The organism is Erythrobacter sp. SN021 (assembly GCF_021864455.1).
On sequence record NZ_JAKKUW010000001.1, the window covers coordinates 516,927 to 534,900 of the forward strand.

Sequence of the window (17,974 nt, forward strand, 5' to 3'; positions counted from 1 at the left end):
GTGCCTGCGAAGCGGGCGCTTACCGCACCCGTCATCCCCGCGCAGGCGGGGATCCAGACGATAAAGGAAGGCCCGCTTGCCACTCCGGCAGGCGGGCCTTTCCCTTTGGCGCGGCAGCGCTTACCTTGCCCGCCATGCTCGAAGTCCATCAGTTCCCCTGCCTGTCCGACAATTACGGATTCCTCCTCCACGATCCCGATAGCGGCGAGACTGCGGCCATCGATACGCCCGACGGCTCGGAATACCTCAGGCAGGCCAAGGCCAAGGGCTGGGAAATCACGCAGATCTGGAACACGCATTGGCATCCCGATCATGCGGGCGGGAACAAGGCCATCGTAGAGGCGACCGGCGCAACGGTGGTCGCGCCCAGGGAAGTCGAGAAGCTCAGTCCTATCGACCGCGTCGTGGGCAATGGCGACAGCGCGTCGCTGGGCAAGTGGCAGGCGCGCGTGATCGACGTTTCCGGCCATACCAATGGCCATATCGCGTATCATATCGCCGAGGCAGATATGGCTTTCGTGGGCGACAGCGTCTTCGCGCTCGGTTGCGGCCGGATGTTCGAAGGCGAGCCGGAACAGTATTGGAACAGCCTCGATCGCATTCGGAATTTGCCCGAAAACACGCTGCTCTATTGCGCACATGAATATACGCAGGCGAACGCCAAGTTCGCGCTTCATGCCGACCCTGACAATGCCGAACTGCGGCTCTATGCCGCGCGCATCGACGAGAAGCGCGCCAAGAGCGAACCGACCGTACCGACAGTGCTCTCGCGTGAACTGGCAACCAACCCCTTCCTGCGCGCCGACGATGCCGATCTGCGCGATCGGTGGGGTGGCACCAGTCCTGCGGAGACATTCGCCGCGCTGCGCACTGCCAAGGACCATTTCTGACCCGATGAAGGCCCTCCTGGTTCGCGCGCTGTCGCCCGACCTGTCGGGCGTCGAGCTGGCCGAAATCGAGCGACCCGACGGTGAAGTGCTGGTGCGTGTGCGCGCGGCTTCACTTAATTACCCCGACCTGCTGATGACACGCGGGGAATACCAGTTCAAACCCGATCTGCCCTTCGTCTCCGGCCTCGAAATGGCAGGCGAAGTGATCGAGGCGCCCGCGGATAGCGGCTTCTTGCCGGGCGACAGAGTACGTGGCGGGGCAAAGACCGGTGCCTTTGCCGAATATGTCGCGCTGTCAGCGTCCACATTGCGCAAGATCCCCGATGGCCTCGATTACAGCACCGCAGCGGCGATGGGGGCGGCCTATCACACGGCCTATGTCGCGTTGATCGAGATCGGTGGGCTGGAGGCGGGGCAGAGCGTCCTGATTCATGGCGCGAGCGGCGGCGTGGGCCTGGCCGCCTGCGATCTCGCCCGCGCGCTCGGCGCGAAGGTCATCGCGGCAACGCATCGCGAGGACAAGATCGAACCTATACGCAGAATCGCGCAGCCCGATGCGGCGATCCTCAACACCGGCCGGTTTCGCGAGGACATCTCGGACCTTACCCACGGGAAGCTGTGCGACCTCGTCTACGATCCGGTTGGCGGCGACGTATTCGACGAGAGCACGCGCTGCGTCACCTTTGGCGGCAAGCTGCTGGTGATCGGCTTCGTATCGGGCCGCATTCCCGAAATCGCGGTCAACATCCCGCTGATCAAGGGATTTTCGGTCGTCGGCGTACGCGCGGGCGAATATGCGCGGCGCTTTCCCGAACGCGGGACGCGCGTCGCCGCGGAAGTCGACCGGCTTGCGGCAGAAGGAAAGATCGTGCCGCACGTGGACCGGACCCTCCCCCTCGATCAATGGCGGGAGGCGTTCGACGCCATGCGGCGCGGCGAGATCATCGGGAAACTCGTGCTCGAGCCCTGAATCGAAAAGGGCGGCCCCACAGGACCGCCCTCGCGATTGTTCTTCCGATAATCGCCGGTCAGATCCCGGCGATCACCTTGTCGGCCAGGGCCTGATCGGCTTCGGCGTCGTGCTTTTCGGCAATCAGCTTGCGGCTCGCCGTGGTAGCGGCGTTGACGGCACGGTTGCGCACGTCTTCGACCGCTTCACGCTCGGCAGCGGCGATCTTGTCTTCGGCCATGCGCTTGCGGCGCTCGACCATCGCCTTGCTGTCGGCCTCCGCCTTTTCGAGCAGGGCGTCGGCTTCATGCTGCGCATTGGCAAGCATGGCTTCCGCGTCCTTCTCGGCACCGGCGATCTTGTCGGCATATTCCTGCCGCAGAGCTTCGGCTTCGGCGCGCAATTGCTTGGCTTCGTCGAGCTGTTCCTTGATCGCGGCGATCTTGCCATCGAGTCCACCGCCAATGGTCTTGTGAACCTTGGCGCCGAAGAAAGCGATCAGCAGCAGAACCAACATCGAGATGGAGACGATCTGGAAGGGCGCCAGGCCCCACAGTTCGGGTTCGACATGCTTGCCTGCCCCGGCGTCGATCTCGACAGTGGCCTGCGCGGCTTCGGTGGCGATCACTTCGGGAAGCTGGGATGTGGGATTAGCCATTGGCCATCGCCTCCTTCACCGCCTTCGAAGCGGTCGGCTTGGTCACCTTCACGCCTGCAAGCGTCTTGACGATGTCCTGCGCGGCTTCGACCGCGACCGCTTCCACTTCGGTCAGTGCCGCGGCGCGCGCCTCGGCAATGCGGGTTTCCGCCTCGGACAGCTTTTTGTCGAGCCGCGTCTGCGCCGCTTTCAGCTTGGTTTCGGACTTGGCCGCAGCCTCGTCCTTAGCCTTGGCGACGATCGCCTGCGCGGCGGCGCGGTTCTCGTTCTCGCGCACGCGCCAGGCCTCTTCCTGCTCGTCGGCGGCGTCCCGCGCGGCCTTGGCGGCGGCGAGGTCGGCGGCGATCTGGCCGTCACGCTGGGCGACGGTTTCCATCACCTTGGGCACCATGCCCTTGCCGATGACGAAGAAAGTGATGCCGAAAAAGACCAGCAGCCAGAAGACCTGACTGGACCATGTTTCGGCAAGCTGTGCTATCTGTGGCATTGCAGCTCTCGAAAGGCGGGTACGAAAATTCGTGGGCCGGCCGGGACGATCCCGACCGGCTCAAATCCATGTCCGTCGATTAAGCGACGAAGATCAGGATCATCGCGACGACGAACGCCAGCAGACCGAGAAGCTCGGCGGCGGCGAAGCCGATGAACAGGCGGCCCTGCTGGCCGTCTGCCGCACCCGGGTTGCGCAGAGCGCTTTCGAGGAACGAACCGAAGACGTTACCCACGCCGATCGCGGCCATACCGGCACCGATTGCAGCGAGACCAGCGCCGATGAGCTTTGCAGCTTCCATTTCCATGACAAACTCCTTTGGAAAAACGTGTAAATTGAGGACTTAGTGAAGGTTCTCGGCGTCGTTGATATACAGCGACGTCAGAAGAGCGAAGACGTAGGCTTGAATGCCGGCCACGAGCAGCTCGAGAGCGCAGATACCGATCATCAGGATAAAGCTCGGCAGGCCGACCATAAGGCCGAAAGTGGCGCCGGCATTGGTGCCGTCGATCACGAAGCTCGACAGCACTTCGAGCAGTACGTGGCCAGCCATCATGGCGACGAAGAGACGCAGGCCGAGGCTGAACGGGCGCACCATGAACGAGATGAACTCGATCGGCGCGATCACCGGGACCATCGGCAAAGGCGTACCATGCGGCACGAACAGGCTGAAGAAATGGAGGCCGTGCTTCCAGAAGCCGACCAGCAGCACGATAGAGAAGCTGATGATCGCAAGCACGCCGGTAACGGTGAAATGGCTGGTGAAGGTAAACGGGTGCAACCCGAAAATGCCCAGCGGCAGCAGGCCGAGGAGGTTGGCGAACAGGATGAACATGAACAGGCTGAAGACATAGGGCACGTATTTGCGACCAGCCTTGCCGATATTGGCTTCCAGCATGTTGTCGATGAAGCCGGTGAAGGACTCCACCATCATCTGCCAGCGCCCGGGCACCAGCTCGCGCTTCATGCCGCCCAGCACGAAGAGGAAGAGCACCACTGTGGTGATCAGCATCCACAACGCGCTGTTGGTGAAGGCGATATTGTACCCAGCCAGTTCCCAACCGCTCGAACCGGCGAGCGGTTCGATGGTGAACTGGTACATCGGATCGACTTTGGCCTGCTCGGCTGCCACGTCTGTCTCGTCCCTAGATCCTGTAACTAACGCCCCGAAAACCCCTTCTCGGGATCACTCGTCGGGGCGCTGGTTTGCCGCACGGATAATGTTCCTGAAGGCGACCACAATTCCGAGGAACAGGCCGACCAACAGACCCCAGGGATTGGTATCGGTGAAATGCCCGATGGCATAGCCGATTACCGCACCACCAAGAAGCCCGCCAAGGAGGTCCGCCAGCACACGGTTGCCGCTGCGATAATTCGCATCGGCCCCGGAAGCCTTGGGACGGTTACGCTCATCTTCACGCTGACGGGCGGCTGCAAGCCGCTTCTCCAGCGCATCGATCCGCGCATCCTCCTCGATTGGTTCCCGTGCGGGTTCGTCGTCGCTCATGCCTTGCTCCTTTTCAGGGGGTTGCGCGGCACGGGCACGGACTTGCCCGCCGAGGGCGCCGCCCCCTTAGAAGGGGGGTCGTGGCGAGTCAACAAGAGGGACGTACCGAAACAGCCTCTATGACGCAAAAAAGCCTCCCGACCCCATGGAAGGGCCAAGAGGCTTCTGACTTTTGGCGCGCCCGGGGCTTATGGACAGCGCGGATCGCGCATCGGCGCGCCTGCACCGCGCGTCTGCCAGCTGCCGTCGGGCGCCTGGTACTTTTCACCTGGCTTGGTCGCGAGGATCGCCTGGCAACCCGCCGTCAGCGCATATTCCTCGAGCGTGGCGTTGTTGGCCTGCGCGCGTTCGGAATAGACCGCGCGACGCTTGATGTTGATATCGTTCACGATCCGCTTGAGCTCCGGAGTTTCGGAACCGACGACACCGAGATAGCCATCCATCTTCTCGCCCACCTGGCCAGCGGCACGCGCGGCAGCATAGGCCGGGTCGCGCTGGGCATATGCAGGTGCGACAAATCCGCCGAGCGCCGTGGCGACAGCCGCAGCCGCCAGCATCGATTTCGTGAGTCTGTTCATTGTATCACCCATCAGAAAATATCCGCGTTATCCTCAATCGTATTGCCCGCATCCTCGGCCAGCCGGTAAATCACCTCCTGGCGGATGTTGACGTTCAGCTCGATCACGATCGGCTCTTCGGGCGCATTGACAGTGATGCACCCGCCGAGCGCGGCCGCGGCAAGCGTGGCGCCAGCCATCCTTCCGGTCAATTTGGCATGATTCATAGCCCTCACTCGCTTTCCTGCTCCTGAATGGTGGGTTCATCGGGGACGATATCCCCCGGGTCGATATCGGGTTCGGCCTCTTCGCCGGTGATCGAGCGGCGCAAAAATCGCGTGCCATCGTCCGACAGGAGCCCCAGTTCGCGCGGATCGCGCACCGAGGCGGGATCGTAGAGCGACTTGAGACTGGTCAGCAATTGGTAGAACTGCGCCTTGATATTGATACGGAACTGCAAGGGCAGCGCGGCCAATCGCTTGGTAATGAAATTGGACTTGGCGCGATCGCCCTGCTTGACGCCGTCGAAACGCACGCGAGTCACGATTTCGCCGGTCAGCGGGCCTTCCATGATGACGCGCATCTGCGAGTAATCGAGGCTCTTCAGGGCATCGAAAGCGAAATTGGCGATCGGCGAGAGGTCCTCGTAACTCAGTTCGCCGACATAGGATATATTGCCTCCCGGCGGTCGGGAGATCAGAACCCCGGTGTCGATCCGGCCATTGCCATCGGCATCGAACACGATCGGTACTGTCCCATCGAACAACCCGCTGGCGGACAGATTTTCGAACTCCATCTCGGCTACAAAGGTCGCGGCATCCAGTCCGACAATCTCGAAAATGTACCGCCGCTCTTCGCTTATGCCGAGATTGAGGTCGACCTCGCGCAGGATTAGCTGCCCACCCATGAAGGGCCAGCTCCCACCCGAGACCGCCAGCAATTCGCCATTGCGCAATTCGAACTCGACCTCGCCGTCCAGGACTTCGATCCCGGGATTGACCGAAGCGACGCGAATCTTCTGGCCCGGCGCGGTCGTGAGGTTCAGCAAGTCGGTGAATTCCACAGTGCCGCTGGCCCCCTCGACCGGACCAAAAGCGGCAGCGAAATCGAGATCGTCGCTGGAGAAGGCACCCGAGCTGGTAATCGTCCCGTCAGACGCCCAGTCGATACGCCCCTGTCCGGTGACGATACCTTTTGCATTGGCGATGACGCCGAAGGTCAGCTGCGAAAGCTGGCCCGGCTGAAGACGGTCGTCAAACTGCAATCCCGGGACATCGATAGTGGCATGCCCTCGGCTGCTCTCCAGATTGTGGCGGATATCGACGATCGTGACGAGCCGGTCGCTCGCCGGATTGCGCATCCGTGCACGCGCGTCGATTACGTTATCGATCAGCGTCAAGCTCGCCTCGCGTGCGACGAGCGGTTCGAAGCGCGGCGGATTTTCACGATCGACCAGAGTGAACTCGGCCCCGTCGATCGACAGTTCGCCGCCCGCAAAACGCCATTTCCCGCTGGTCTGTTCAAGATTCATCGGAACCGCAGCCAGCAGGATATCGGCATCGGTGAAAGTACCCGATATATCCTCGCCGAGACGTCCTTCGAGGCCGGACACGCGGAACCGGCTGGGTGCATCCGGTGGCCCCAGCGCGACGTCTATCGAGCGCGCGGTCACGACACCGGGATAAGCGAAGCCGACCGGGCCGGAAGCGAGCCGAATGGGCGTCTCCCCGAGATGGCCTTCCAGATCGAGCGATGGCGCTCCTGCCGCGATCCGCATCCCGCCAGCATCGTTCTGCAAGATCGGGCGCCCACGGGGCGGGCATAGTGTGAAGCCCCGCTTTTCGAAGGACAGATTGGCCAGTTCCAGACGATCGAATCGCAGGTCCACGCATTTGCGCCACATCGACAAACGCCCGCTATCGTATCGCCCTTCGACGGGAAGCAGCAGGTTCGTGGCCGAACCGCCAGGGAGCGTGCCGCTCGCCAGCACCCTGCCGGAAAAGCCCAGCGCCCCGCCCGCGCCTTGCGCGATCACGACCTGCGGCACGCTGAGCGCTGCATCACCCGCCTCATACCGTTCCATCGCCAGGCGAAAGATCGATCCTCCCGATTCGCTCCGCTCCATCCGTCCGGACACGCGCGGCATATTCGTGCCGCCGGTGGCGATATTGCCCGCGACACGGGGCATCTCATCGCCTTGGGCGGCAATCTCGACCCGGGATAGGGAGATGAGCCGGGCACCGCTCCCGCCGCGCAGTTCGGCTCTTGGCGTCAGGAGCGAATAGCCGTTCGGGTCAAGGCGCAGCCGTACCTCCGCATTCAGCGCGCTACCGCGGGTTTCCGCCTGCAGCGCTCTCGCCAGTTTACGGGTGAGCGGAGCGATGAACGTCCCGTCGCCTGTCTTTGCGAGCGATTCCACCGTGGCGATCAGTTCGCGGCCCAGCCGCAGACCATTACCCTCCAACTCGCCATCGAGCTGGAGGCGCTCGAAACCGTCGCTCGCGCGAAACTGCCCTTCGGCAGTCAAGACGGCGGCCAATGCTTGCGGCGTATCGACTCCGCGCGCCGCGAGCGAGAAGCGCGCGGTGGTCAACCGATCACGCATCTGTGCGCGCACAGTACCGAGCATCGCCGATGCAGAATTTTCCGCTATCCGCGTTTCGCCACCCTCGAGCCGCGCCTCGATCGAAGGATTGGACAGCCGCGTATCCGCCGCAACGGTGAGGTCCATCGCATAATTCGCCAGCTTGAGAGACCGTTCCTCGCAGATGAGCGATGCGAGCCGGAGCGGGCCGGAGAATTGCGGCTCTCCCGAAACGGTGGTGAGCTTGCCATAGGCGCTCACGCGCCCCGTTTCGCAACCCTCCACGACCAATTCGGGAGCGATCACGGCCAGCGCCCCTTCCCAGCCATGGCTGACCAGTCCCGATCCGGCGAGGCTGAGCCCGATCGGACCGTAATCGGTTTCCACCAGCCCGCGCCCGTCGCGGATTGTAAGGTTCAGGTTCGGCAGACCGGCCGGTTCCTCGCTGGGTCCGAAAAGCAGGCTGTCGAGGGCTCCGAAAGTGAGCTCCCCGTTACGAAAAGCACCGTAGATCCGCGGCTCCACCAGCGTGACGCCGCCGATTTCCGGAGTGCCAAACCGGTGGCGCAGGCTGACGATGACACGTTTGGCCGTGAAATCGGGCTCATCGGGATCGCCTAGGACAACATCGGAAAATATCTGCGTCTGCCCGCCTACCCGATCGATCGTGTAGGTGGCCGGAATGCCATTGGCGTCGAGCTGATCGCGGATGATATCATCGACGATACTCTCGCGAGAAAACCAGGCCGCTATGCCAGCGGCCACGAGCAAGGCGAGCAGAATGCCAGGTATGGCCCAGCGCTTCTGCTGCCAGCGTGCGCGGCGGACGAGATCGTCTTCTACCGCCAAAGGATTGTCGTTTGCGTCCCGCTCCATCGAACCCACACTTGCGCCTTGTGCTCTCCAAAGGCAATGCAAGTGCCGGAAACGCCGTGCATGGGGGAATGGTTGCCGGGGAATCGAAAAAAATCGGCAGAACATGCTGGTAAAGGCCATCGCGATCGGCTCCGTCAGCGATTGCTGTCGGGCGGAGCCGAGGCCCTCGCCGACTACGAATTGCTCGAATTCTTGCTGTTTTCCGCCATTCGCCAAGGCGACACAAAACCGCTCGCCAAATTGTTGATCGCGCATTTCGGCTCGCTGTCAGCCGTTTTGGCGGCCGACCCTCGGGCGCTCCAACAGGTAAAAGGCTTGGGCGAAGCGAGCGCCGCTGCGCTATACGCAGTCAACCTCGCGGCAAAACGCATGGCCCGCGGCGCGGTACAGGACAAGCCGGTGCTCGGCAGTTGGCAGGCCCTGCTCGATTATCTCGCGATCGACATGGCGCACCTCAATCATGAACGGGTCCGCGTCCTCTATCTCAATGCGCAGAATCGACTGATCCTCGATCATCTGCTGGGTGAAGGGTCGATCGACGAAGCCGCAATCCACCCGCGCGAAATCATTCGCAAGGCGTTCGACATCGGCGCGACCGCGCTGATTCTCGTGCACAATCACCCCAGCGGCAGCCCCGAACCCAGCCGGGCGGACATCGCCATCACGTCGCGCATCGCAGAGGCGGGGCGTCTGCTAGGTGTGACCGTGCACGACCACATCATAATCGGGCGTCAAGGCAACGTGTCCTTGCGCGCGAAAGGGCTGATCTAAAGCCCGGCAGGGCCTAAAATTTCAGGCCCCACGCCGCGTAGGTTTCAGCCAGGGACGGCCTGATGGACAGTGCCAGGTCGATATCCTCCTGGCCAGCATCATCACCCTGCATCACTCTGACCACACCACGCAAGAGACGCGACTCGGCTAAACCGGGGCTGGCCACCAGGACCGAGTTCAGATCGGCCAGTGCCGCATCAAGATCACCAAGACGCAGATGGGCGAAAGCGCGGCTGTCGAGCACGCCGGGAGCGTACTCGCTTTTCTCGACCGCCCCTACACAGGTCTTCATTCTGTCCGGGTTCACGATATCGAATGTGGCCGCGTGCCAGCAGATCGCATTCAGCAGTGGACCATCGCCCGGACGGCGAACCAACAGGTCTTCGAGCAGACGAAGCCCTTCTTCGGCTTCGCCCGACCATCCAAGCGCAGTCGCCATGGCAGTTTCCGCAGAGACCGGGTCGTCGGTTAGCGCACGATACTCCTCGGCCAACTGCAAGCCCTCGTCCGTCCGCCCCAACAGCGCGAGCAGTTCGATTTGGCTGTGGTAGGTCTCGCCCTTCCCGCTGAGCTCCTCGTACATTTGCAAATCGGCAAGCGCGGTTTCGAGATCGCCCATTTGGCGATGAAGGAAGGAACGGTCTCCGTAGAGAGCGCTGGTCGCCTCGATTTGGAGTGCCGCATTGATGTCTTCGAGCGCCCCTGCGAAATCGAAAACGCCCGAACGGAAGTTCGCGCGATTGAGCAACTGTCGAGACTCGTCCGGTTCCGCCTCGGCGATTAGCCGCGCATAGGCCGCCTCCAGCGCCGTCAGCCGTTTGCGCTGCGGCCCGGTATATTCCCACGCCTGTTGCACGTCCCCGGTGGATTTCAGCACCGGAAGCGCGCGATCGAATCTAACCAATTCCCGGCGCGCGGCGGATAGATCGGTGGCCGGTAGCTCGTCGGCAACACTGCGCATGGTTTGCATCAGCGTGAAGCGCGCATCCTCGATCTGCGCATCTGACGCCAGTTCCACCCCACCGATGGTTTGCGTCGCCTTACCAGCCCCGTCGATCCGAAAATTCTCGTCGCCTTCGGGAAGCAGTATTTCGAACTCGCTGCGATAAAAGAGCGGTCCGTTGAGCCGCAAAGGTATGCCCTTCCACGCCGCGCGTGCACGGTCGGCATCGAAGTTCACCATCCGGGCCGCTTCCGAGGGTATGTCGAGTTCGTAAATCGAACGATCCCTGCGCCACGAAGTCGTGCGAATACCCCGGGCACTGATCGTTGCGACACCCGTATCCGCATCGTACCGGACCGAGGGTTGGTACAGTGCCATGTCGCCGATAACCGAATGCAGCCCCGATGACACGGCATCCTCAATCACGGTTTCATCGTTCTGTTCGGCGATCACTCGCCACGGTGCGCCCGCTACGCCGCGGAACTCGACTTCGACATCGACCAATGCCGGCAAGACGACGCCGGCACGTTGATCCAGGCTGATCCGCACGATGCGATCGGGCGTCGATTGCGGGCGCGATCCGAGCGCCATCAGAGATGCGCCTTCGTTCCGCAAGGGCAGCGCGTAGTGAAATCGCGGGATCGTATCAATCGTATCGGCCCGCGTGCCCGATCCCGTACCATCCAGCCAATAGCTCTGACCGGCGATTTCCGCACGCACGATCATATGGTCGAAGTTGCCCGGAATAGGGGCAAGGTCAGGCAAGATATCGCCCCCTTTCGACCGCACCAGGACAACCTCGGAAGGCACCTCGAGTTCGCGCAACATGGCCAGCAGCAAGACCGATTTGGCCTTGCAATCACCGTACCGCTTTTCCCACGTTTCCTGGGGCATTTGCGGAAGGTAATTTCCACCGTCGAGACCATTGGAAAGATAGCTGATTTCGTCCTGCACGACGCGCAAAGCCATTGCCGCGCGCTCGAGCGGATCGTCGCTCGCCCCGGCTATGCGCGCGATCTCGTCTGCCAGCGCTCCGCTGCCCACCGTCCCGGCGACGTCGTAATGCGAGGCCATCTGGCGCGACACGTCCCGCCAATCTGCATAGGTTCCCAACTGCATGAGATTGCCGGCCAAGTACCGATCTGGCGCGTCCGACGGCATTTCGGTGGGCTTGGCCACCGGCAGGTCGGCTTCCCAGATATAGAACCCATCGACGAGCTTAGGTTCAGGCACCTCCGCGTCCCCGAGCCGCACGCGACTCACCGGAAGGTCCCGCGGCCAGGAAACACGAACCCGGCCATCCGCCAGCGGAAACGGCTTGGCGATCAGGGCCGCAAACCATTGAACATGATCACCCATAGCCTGATCCTGCACCGTAGTCGAATAGGCGAGCCGCAATACATCGCCGATTCGTGCACCGGCGACCGGCATGGTCGCAGTCAGCATTCCGTCGAGCATCCGCGATTCGAGCTTTGCTTCGCGCCGCAAGACCTCGAACCGTTGATCTCCGGCCAATAAGTCGATGTTCTGCCCGTCGCGCATCAGCTCGGCGCGGTGCACACGCAGATCTCCCTTGTCGGGCATCCAGGATGCGGCGAGGGTCCCCAGTTGAGTCAGCGCCTCGGGTGAATCGAGCGCGATCGCCGTTTCCCGATACGTCCACAGCTGACCATCTTCGATTCTCGACTGCTCATCGATCAAGATGATCGGGGAACCGGAAGCGCGCGACGTGTCGTCGATCGTCGCGGCTTCCACCCATGCAGGAGTAGCCTCGTAGAGAACGGTCTCACCAGCAAAAGCGGAGGATGCCGATAAGGCAATAAACGAAACGGCAGCTATTTGGCGACGCATGCAGAAGACCCTGTTTGATTGCTGAATTTCGACTTTATTTGGAACTGTATTGTTTGCCAACGGCTTGTCGACAAAACAAATCGCTTCGCTCGGTCGCGGGTCGAAACACTCGTGCCCCTCGTTCCGTCACTGCCTTGCTTTTCGCACCGCACATCCTTAGCGGGCTGGCTCGTTCCTCTCTTAGCCGGAGCTCCCCATGGTCCCCCGTTACGCCCGTCCCGAAATGTCCGCCCTGTGGGAGCCGGAGGCGAAGTATCGCATCTGGTTCGAGATCGAGGCCCATGCGACGGAGAAGCTCGGCGAACTGGGCGTCGTGCCGGAAAGTGCCGCAAAGGCTCTGTGGGACTGGTGGGCAACCGATCCCGCAATCGATGTCGAAGCGATCGATGCCATCGAAGCGGTGACCAAGCACGATGTGATCGCCTTCCTGACCTGGGTTGCGGATAATGTCGGCGACGAGGCCCGTTTCATGCATCAGGGCATGACCTCCAGCGATGTGCTCGATACGACGCTGGCGGTACAGCTCGCGCGTTCGGCGGACATCCTGCTGGCGGACTTGGATGCGCTGCTCACCGCGATCCGGCACCGCGCCGAAGAGCACAAATACACGCCGACCATCGGCCGCAGCCACGGCATCCATGCGGAACCGGTCACCTTCGGCCTCAAGCTGGCGCAGGCCTATGCCGAATTCGACCGGTGCAAAAAGCGCCTGATCGCCGCGCGCGAGGAAATCGCCACTTGCGCGATTTCCGGCGCTGTCGGCACTTTCGCCAATATCGACCCGCTGGTCGAGCAGCACGTCGCGGACAAGCTGGGCCTATCGGTCGAACCGGTTTCGACGCAGGTCATCCCGCGCGACCGCCATGCCATGTTCTTTTCGACCCTGGCCGTGATTGCCGGTTCGATCGAACGTCTCGCTGTCGAAGTGCGCCACTTGCAGCGCACTGAAGTTCTTGAAGCGGAGGAATATTTCTCGCCCGGCCAGAAGGGGTCGAGCGCGATGCCGCATAAGCGCAACCCGATCCTGACCGAAAACCTCACCGGCCAGGCGCGCATGATCCGCGCCTATGCCCTGCCTGCTTTGGAAAACGTGGCGCTGTGGCACGAGCGCGATATTTCGCACTCTTCTGTAGAGCGTTTCATAGGCCCCGATGCCTGCATCACGCTCGACTTCGCGCTCGCGCGCCTCACCAGCGTGATCGACAAGCTGCTGGTCTATCCCGATCGTATGCAAGCGAACATGGATCGCATGGGCGGCCTTATCCATTCGCAGCGCGTATTGCTGGCTCTGACTCAGAACGGTGTCAGCCGCGAGGACGCCTACCGCCTGGTGCAACGCAATGCGATGAAAGTCTGGGAATCGGATGGCAAGCTGATGCTGCTCGACCTGCTCAAGCAGGACGAAGAGGTGACGGCGGCGCTGTCGGAACAGCAGCTCGAGGAGAAATTCGACCTCGAATACCACTTCAAGCACGTGGATACGATCTTCGCGCGGGTCTTCGGCTAGACGCACGCGCTCGCGCGGCCTAGCATTGGCTCAACGGACATAAGGGGAAGCCTCATATGCAGATCGTGCGCACCATCGTCTGGGCCTTGCTGCTCTTCGCCTTGCTGGCTTTCAGCTTCTTCAACTGGAAGCCTGTCGAGGTGCAGATCTGGTCCAATCTCGTGCTCGAAACCAAATTGCCTGCCTTGGTCATCGTCGCCTTCCTGCTGGGTTTGGTTCCGATGTGGTTGCTGCACCGGGCGAGCAAATGGCGCGCGGCACGGCGCATCAGCGCGCTCGAAACGGCGACGAACCGACTGGCCACGCCCGCGCCTGCGCCCGTTGCGAAGGACGCGCCTGTGCCCGGAGCACCGGACGCACAGGGCCAGACTTCCGCATCCGCGCCGAACAATCCTGTCGATCCTGAGCCTTCGAAACCGGCATGACCAATCCGATTTACCTTGCCCTCGATGTCACCCGGCTCGAGGACGGCGTCGCTCTCGCCAAGAAGGTCAAGGGCCACGTTGGCGGTATCAAGCTCGGGCTCGAGTTCTTCTGCGCGCATGGGGCGCACGGCGTCCATCTGATCGCTCAGGTGGGGCTGCCGATCTTTCTCGATCTCAAGTTCTACGACATTCCCAACACGGTCGCCGGGGCGATGCAGGCCATCCATGTGCTTGAGCCGTCCATCGTCACCGTTCATGCCAGCGGTGGCCGCGCAATGCTTGAAGATGCCAAGGCCGCGGCAGCAGAGCACACCAAGGTGGTCGGTGTCACGATGCTGACCAGTATGGACCAGCGGGACCTCGAGCGGACCGGAGTAGAGGGCAGCGCACACGATCATGTCATGCGCCTTGCCGAACTCTCGAAAGACGCCGGTCTCGACGGGATCGTCTGCTCGGGTCAAGAGATCAAATCGGTTCACGACCAATGGAAGGACGGTTTCTTCGTCGTTCCCGGTCTGCGCCCGGCGGGCAGCGCGGTTGGCGATCAGAAGCGTGTCGTCACGCCGCGCCAGGCGCGTGACCATGGGGCGAGCGTGCTCGTGATCGGTCGCCCGATCAGCCGCGCCGACGACCCGGCACAGGCAGCGCGCGCGATCGAGGCGACGCTTTAGAGAGGTCGCCACATGGCCACCGCGATCAAGATCTGCGGAATTTCCAGCCCTGACGCGCTCGACGCCGCAATTGCCGCACGGGCTGACTTCGCCGGCTTTGTGTTCTTTCCCCCCTCCCCCCGCCATATCGATGCCCGCGCCGCGGCAGCGCTGGCGGGGCGGGCGGGTGCGGCGATCGGCCGGGTTGGCCTGTTCGTCGATGCGGATGACGGGACCATTGCCGAAGCTGTTCGCGCCGGTCGGCTGGACGCCGTTCAGTTACATGGCAACGAAACGCCGCAGCGCGTGGCACAGGTGAAAGAGCGGTTCCGCCTTTCCGTGTGGAAGGCATTGCCGGTGGCGAATGCAGAGGATGTGGCTTCGGCGGATCGGTATCGCGAAATCGCCGACCTCATCCTTTTCGATGCGAAGACCCCCAAAGATGCGGCCCTTCCAGGAGGAATGGGGCTGCGTTTCGACTGGTCACTCGTCGCCCCCTATCGCGGCGAGATCGGCTGGGGGCTTGCGGGCGGCCTGAGCCCCGCGAATGTCGCCGAAGCCATTTCTCGTACCGGAGCCCCCCTTGTCGACACCTCGAGCGGAGTAGAAAGTGCGGCAGGGGTGAAGGACTCAGACAAGATTTCGGCCTTCTGCAAAGCCGTCCGCGCTGCATAGTCCGTTCATAGGGGCCAAGGCAGGGTACCACGAACGCAATCTAACTTGTCTCGACTTCGCGATGACAGGGCGGCATGGGGATCGCAATGACCGATTCCACACCCAATTCCTTTCGCAACCAGCCAGACGAACGCGGGCATTTCGGCGATTATGGCGGGCGCTTCGTGGCCGAAACGCTCATGCCGCTCGTACTCGATCTGGAGCGCGAGTATCGCGCGGCGCAGGCCGATCCCGAATTCCAGCGCGAATTCGACGATCTGCTGGAACACTATGTCGGCCGTCCTTCTCCGCTCTATTTCGCTGAGCGGCTGACCGAGGCGCTGGGCGGTGCGCAAGTGTGGTTCAAGCGCGACGAGCTCAATCACACCGGCGCTCACAAGATCAACAATTGCATCGGGCAGATCCTGCTCGCGATCCGCATGGGCAAGACGCGCATTATCGCGGAAACCGGCGCGGGCCAGCACGGTGTCGCCACCGCCACGGTCTGCGCGCGCTTCGGCCTGCCCTGCGTGGTCTATATGGGCGCGGAAGACGTGCGGCGGCAATCGCCCAACGTCTTCCGCATGAAGCTATTGGGAGCCGAAGTCGTCCCCGTGACCAGCGGCCGAGGCACGCTGAAGGATGCGATGAACGAAGGGCTGCGCGATTGGGTCGCGAACGTCCACGACACTTTCTACATCATCGGCACGGCGGCAGGCCCGCATCCCTATCCCGAGCTGGTGCGCGATTTCCAGAGCGTAATCGGCAAGGAGGCGCGCCAGCAGATGCAGGACCGCATCGGCCGCCTGCCCGACCTGCTGGTGGCGGCGATCGGCGGCGGTTCCAACGCGCTCGGCCTGTTCCACCCGTTCCTCGACGATGCGGACGTGAAGATGCTCGGGGTCGAAGCAGCGGGCCACGGCCTCGATGGCGATGAACACGCCGCCAGCCTGCTCGGGGGCTTCCCCGGCGTACTCCATGGCAACAAGACTTACCTGCTGCAGGACGAGGACGGCCAGATCACCGAGGGCCACTCGATCAGCGCCGGGCTCGACTATCCCGGCATCGGCCCCGAACATGCCTGGCTGAAGGACACCGGCCGCGTCGAATACACCGCGATTACAGACGAGGAAGCGCTCGAAGCCTTCCAGCTTCTTTGCCGCACCGAGGGCATCATCCCCGCGCTCGAACCCAGCCACGCCATCGCGGCGGTGGCCAAGCGCGCGAAGGAGATGCCCAAGGACAGCGTGATTCTCGCGAACCTCTGCGGACGCGGCGACAAGGACATCTTCACCGTAGCCGAGCGGCTGGGAGTGAATATCTAGCCCTCTCCCCTTCAGGGGAGAGGGTTGGGAGAGGGGAATGAGAGACGCCAACTCGCTGAAACACGCGCAGAACATGCGCAAGAGCATGCCCGAGCCCGAGGCTCGCATGTGGAATGAACTGAGAGCGACGCGGTTTCGCGCGATCAAGTTTCGCAGACAGAAGGTCATCGGGAAATTCATCGCCGATTTTGCTGCGAATGAGCCAAAGCTGGTGATTGAGCTTGACGGTGATACGCACGCTGGCAGCGAAAACTACGACGTTATGCGGACGCGTTATTTGGAAGAACAGGGATATGCAGTGGTCAGGTTTTCGAATTCGGACGTAATGTCGAATATGGAGGGAGTCCTTCATCGACTGGGCGTGATTATCGATCGGATGACGCCCCCTCCCCCAACCCCCTCCCCTAAAGGTGAGGGGGCCATTCGATGACGCGCCTCTCCAACGCCTTCGCCAAGCCTCACCCCGCACTCGTCTGCTTCCTCACCGCGGGCGACGGCGATACCGCAGCCAATCTCGACGCGCTGGTCGAAGGCGGCGCGGATGTCATCGAGCTGGGAATGCCCTTCACCGATCCCATGGCCGATGGCCCGGCGATCCAGCAGGCCAATATTCGCTCGCTCGGGGCGGGAACGACCACCGCCGATGTGCTGCGCATCGCGGCCGAGTTCCGTAAGCGCCATCCCAAGGTGCCTCTCGTGCTGATGGGCTATGCCAATCCGATGATCCGGCGCGGGCCGGACTGGTTCGCTTCCGCAGCGAAGGATGCCGGCGTCGACGGCGTGATCTGCGTCGATATCCCGCCGGAGGAAGACGATGCGCTTGGCCCGCATCTTCGCGCGCATGGCATCGCCCCCATCCGCCTCGCCACGCCGACCACCGACGACCGGCGCCTGCCCGCCGTGGTCGATGGCTCGCAGGGGTTCCTCTATTACGTCGCGGTCGCTGGCATCACCGGCATGCAGCAGGCCGCCATCGAGTCGATCGAGGCCAACGTCAGCCGGATCAAGAAGGCGACCGACATTCCCGTCGCGGTCGGCTTCGGCGTGCGCACGCCCCAGCAGGCGGCGGAGATCGCGCGTGTGGCCGATGGCGTGGTCGTGGGCTCGGCGCTGGTCGATCTGGTCGCCGAGCATGGCACGACCGCCCCCGCGAAGCTGCGCGAGCTGACTTCGGCACTTTCGCAGGCGATGCGGACTGCCCGATAACGCCCCTCTCCTTCAGAGGACGGGCAACGAGACTTGCGTCTGCGCAGCGGGCACTAGTCGTAGTAGGGTTGTGCCTGCGGCATGCGCCTGCCGGATCCGGCCTGGGTTCTTCACCACCCCCCAACCCCCTCCTC

The 17,974-nt window shown here is 62.7% G+C and carries 19 protein-coding genes; 10 read left to right on the top strand and 9 right to left on the bottom strand.

What is annotated here, in order from left to right:
• Positions 1-134 precede the first annotated feature (134 nt).
• Together gloB and L5849_RS02510 are read left to right on the top strand one after the other, a co-directional pair.
• Entirely contained in the window at positions 135-890 is a 756-nt protein-coding gene (gene gloB, locus L5849_RS02505; RefSeq protein WP_236924234.1) for a hydroxyacylglutathione hydrolase, read from the top strand.
• A gap of 4 nt (positions 891-894) precedes the next feature.
• Entirely contained in the window at positions 895-1,860 is a 966-nt protein-coding gene (locus L5849_RS02510) for an NADPH:quinone oxidoreductase family protein (RefSeq protein ID WP_236924236.1), read from the top strand.
• Positions 1,861-1,918: 58 nt separating this feature from the next.
• Here L5849_RS02510 and L5849_RS02515 read toward each other — a convergent pair whose 3' ends face one another.
• The 8 genes from L5849_RS02515 to L5849_RS02550 form a co-directional block, all read right to left on the bottom strand.
• Entirely contained in the window at positions 1,919-2,497 is a 579-nt protein-coding gene (locus L5849_RS02515; protein ID WP_115416983.1) for a hypothetical protein, read from the bottom strand.
• Positions 2,490-2,984 (bottom strand): ATPase, encoded by a 495-nt coding sequence (locus tag L5849_RS02520; protein WP_236924238.1) that lies wholly within the window; start codon positions 2,982-2,984, stop codon positions 2,490-2,492. The genes L5849_RS02515 and L5849_RS02520 overlap by 8 nt, the downstream gene beginning before the upstream one ends.
• Before the next feature lie 79 nt (positions 2,985-3,063).
• Positions 3,064-3,291: a F0F1 ATP synthase subunit C gene (locus L5849_RS02525; protein WP_006832363.1), complete on the bottom strand. Its 228-nt coding sequence runs from the start codon at positions 3,289-3,291 to the stop codon at positions 3,064-3,066.
• Positions 3,292-3,327: 36 nt separating this feature from the next.
• Positions 3,328-4,116 (bottom strand): F0F1 ATP synthase subunit A, encoded by a 789-nt coding sequence (locus L5849_RS02530; protein WP_267899695.1) that lies wholly within the window; start codon positions 4,114-4,116, stop codon positions 3,328-3,330.
• 54 nt (positions 4,117-4,170) lie between these two features.
• Entirely contained in the window at positions 4,171-4,491 is a 321-nt protein-coding gene (locus L5849_RS02535; protein ID WP_115416985.1) for an AtpZ/AtpI family protein, read from the bottom strand.
• A 188-nt stretch (positions 4,492-4,679) separates the two neighbouring features.
• Positions 4,680-5,069 (bottom strand): YdbL family protein, encoded by a 390-nt coding sequence (locus L5849_RS02540; protein WP_370459096.1) that lies wholly within the window; start codon positions 5,067-5,069, stop codon positions 4,680-4,682.
• 11 nt (positions 5,070-5,080) lie between these two features.
• Complete coding sequence (locus L5849_RS02545) at positions 5,081-5,275, bottom strand: YnbE family lipoprotein (RefSeq protein WP_236924239.1); 195 nt, start codon at positions 5,273-5,275, stop codon at positions 5,081-5,083.
• A 5-nt stretch (positions 5,276-5,280) separates the two neighbouring features.
• Positions 5,281-8,508: a YdbH domain-containing protein gene (locus L5849_RS02550; protein ID WP_236924241.1), complete on the bottom strand. Its 3,228-nt coding sequence runs from the start codon at positions 8,506-8,508 to the stop codon at positions 5,281-5,283.
• Positions 8,509-8,580: 72 nt separating this feature from the next.
• Here L5849_RS02550 and radC point away from each other — a divergent pair, with 72 nt between their 5' ends.
• Positions 8,581-9,279: a DNA repair protein RadC gene (gene radC, locus L5849_RS02555; protein WP_370459098.1), complete on the top strand. Its 699-nt coding sequence runs from the start codon at positions 8,581-8,583 to the stop codon at positions 9,277-9,279.
• Positions 9,280-9,292: 13 nt separating this feature from the next.
• Here the strand turns inward: radC and L5849_RS02560 are convergent, their stop codons facing one another.
• Positions 9,293-12,073, bottom strand: a complete 2,781-nt coding sequence (locus L5849_RS02560) for a DUF3857 domain-containing protein (protein WP_236924242.1) — start codon at positions 12,071-12,073, stop codon at positions 9,293-9,295.
• 196 nt (positions 12,074-12,269) lie between these two features.
• Here L5849_RS02560 and purB point away from each other — a divergent pair, with 196 nt between their 5' ends.
• The 7 genes from purB to trpA all read left to right on the top strand — a co-directional run bounded on the left by purB (position 12,270) and on the right by trpA (position 17,840).
• Complete coding sequence (gene purB, locus L5849_RS02565; RefSeq protein WP_236924244.1) at positions 12,270-13,580, top strand: adenylosuccinate lyase; 1,311 nt, start codon at positions 12,270-12,272, stop codon at positions 13,578-13,580.
• Between the two features lie 56 nt (positions 13,581-13,636).
• A complete protein-coding gene (locus L5849_RS02570) occupies positions 13,637-14,005 on the top strand; it encodes a DUF1049 domain-containing protein (protein ID WP_236924246.1) in 369 nt (122 codons plus the stop codon).
• Positions 14,002-14,676 carry an orotidine-5'-phosphate decarboxylase gene (gene pyrF / locus L5849_RS02575; protein WP_236924248.1) on the top strand — a complete coding sequence of 225 codons (675 nt, stop codon included), beginning with the start codon at positions 14,002-14,004 and terminating at the stop codon, positions 14,674-14,676. The genes L5849_RS02570 and pyrF overlap by 4 nt, the downstream gene beginning before the upstream one ends.
• A 12-nt stretch (positions 14,677-14,688) precedes the next feature.
• The gene (locus L5849_RS02580) at positions 14,689-15,330 is read left to right on the top strand and encodes a phosphoribosylanthranilate isomerase (RefSeq protein ID WP_236924249.1); all 642 of its coding nucleotides are present in this window, start codon (positions 14,689-14,691) and stop codon (positions 15,328-15,330) included.
• Between the two features lie 86 nt (positions 15,331-15,416).
• A complete protein-coding gene (gene trpB / locus L5849_RS02585) occupies positions 15,417-16,634 on the top strand; it encodes a tryptophan synthase subunit beta (protein WP_236924251.1) in 1,218 nt (405 codons plus the stop codon).
• A gap of 37 nt (positions 16,635-16,671) precedes the next feature.
• The gene (locus L5849_RS02590; RefSeq protein WP_236924253.1) at positions 16,672-17,064 is read left to right on the top strand and encodes an endonuclease domain-containing protein; all 393 of its coding nucleotides are present in this window, start codon (positions 16,672-16,674) and stop codon (positions 17,062-17,064) included.
• Positions 17,061-17,840, top strand: coding sequence for a tryptophan synthase subunit alpha (gene trpA / locus L5849_RS02595; protein ID WP_236924255.1), 780 nt, complete (start codon positions 17,061-17,063; stop codon positions 17,838-17,840). The genes L5849_RS02590 and trpA overlap by 4 nt, the downstream gene beginning before the upstream one ends.
• The last annotated feature ends 134 nt before the right edge of the window (positions 17,841-17,974 follow it).

Coding starts and splice junctions, on each gene's coding strand:
- gloB (WP_236924234.1), top strand. CDS start 135: ATGCTCGAAGTCCATCAGTTCCCCTGCCTGTCCGACAATTACGGATTC.
- L5849_RS02510 (WP_236924236.1), top strand. CDS start 895: ATGAAGGCCCTCCTGGTTCGCGCGCTGTCGCCCGACCTGTCGGGCGTC.
- L5849_RS02515 (WP_115416983.1), bottom strand. CDS start 2,497: ATGGCTAATCCCACATCCCAGCTTCCCGAAGTGATCGCCACCGAAGCC.
- L5849_RS02520 (WP_236924238.1), bottom strand. CDS start 2,984: ATGCCACAGATAGCACAGCTTGCCGAAACATGGTCCAGTCAGGTCTTC.
- L5849_RS02525 (WP_006832363.1), bottom strand. CDS start 3,291: ATGGAAATGGAAGCTGCAAAGCTCATCGGCGCTGGTCTCGCTGCAATC.
- L5849_RS02535 (WP_115416985.1), bottom strand. CDS start 4,491: ATGAGCGACGACGAACCCGCACGGGAACCAATCGAGGAGGATGCGCGG.
- L5849_RS02540 (WP_370459096.1), bottom strand. CDS start 5,069: ATGAACAGACTCACGAAATCGATGCTGGCGGCTGCGGCTGTCGCCACG.
- L5849_RS02545 (WP_236924239.1), bottom strand. CDS start 5,275: ATGAATCATGCCAAATTGACCGGAAGGATGGCTGGCGCCACGCTTGCC.
- L5849_RS02550 (WP_236924241.1), bottom strand. CDS start 8,508: ATGGAGCGGGACGCAAACGACAATCCTTTGGCGGTAGAAGACGATCTC.
- L5849_RS02560 (WP_236924242.1), bottom strand. CDS start 12,073: ATGCGTCGCCAAATAGCTGCCGTTTCGTTTATTGCCTTATCGGCATCC.
- purB (WP_236924244.1), top strand. CDS start 12,270: ATGGTCCCCCGTTACGCCCGTCCCGAAATGTCCGCCCTGTGGGAGCCG.
- L5849_RS02570 (WP_236924246.1), top strand. CDS start 13,637: ATGCAGATCGTGCGCACCATCGTCTGGGCCTTGCTGCTCTTCGCCTTG.
- pyrF (WP_236924248.1), top strand. CDS start 14,002: ATGACCAATCCGATTTACCTTGCCCTCGATGTCACCCGGCTCGAGGAC.
- L5849_RS02580 (WP_236924249.1), top strand. CDS start 14,689: ATGGCCACCGCGATCAAGATCTGCGGAATTTCCAGCCCTGACGCGCTC.
- trpB (WP_236924251.1), top strand. CDS start 15,417: ATGACCGATTCCACACCCAATTCCTTTCGCAACCAGCCAGACGAACGC.
- L5849_RS02590 (WP_236924253.1), top strand. CDS start 16,672: ATGAGAGACGCCAACTCGCTGAAACACGCGCAGAACATGCGCAAGAGC.
- trpA (WP_236924255.1), top strand. CDS start 17,061: ATGACGCGCCTCTCCAACGCCTTCGCCAAGCCTCACCCCGCACTCGTC.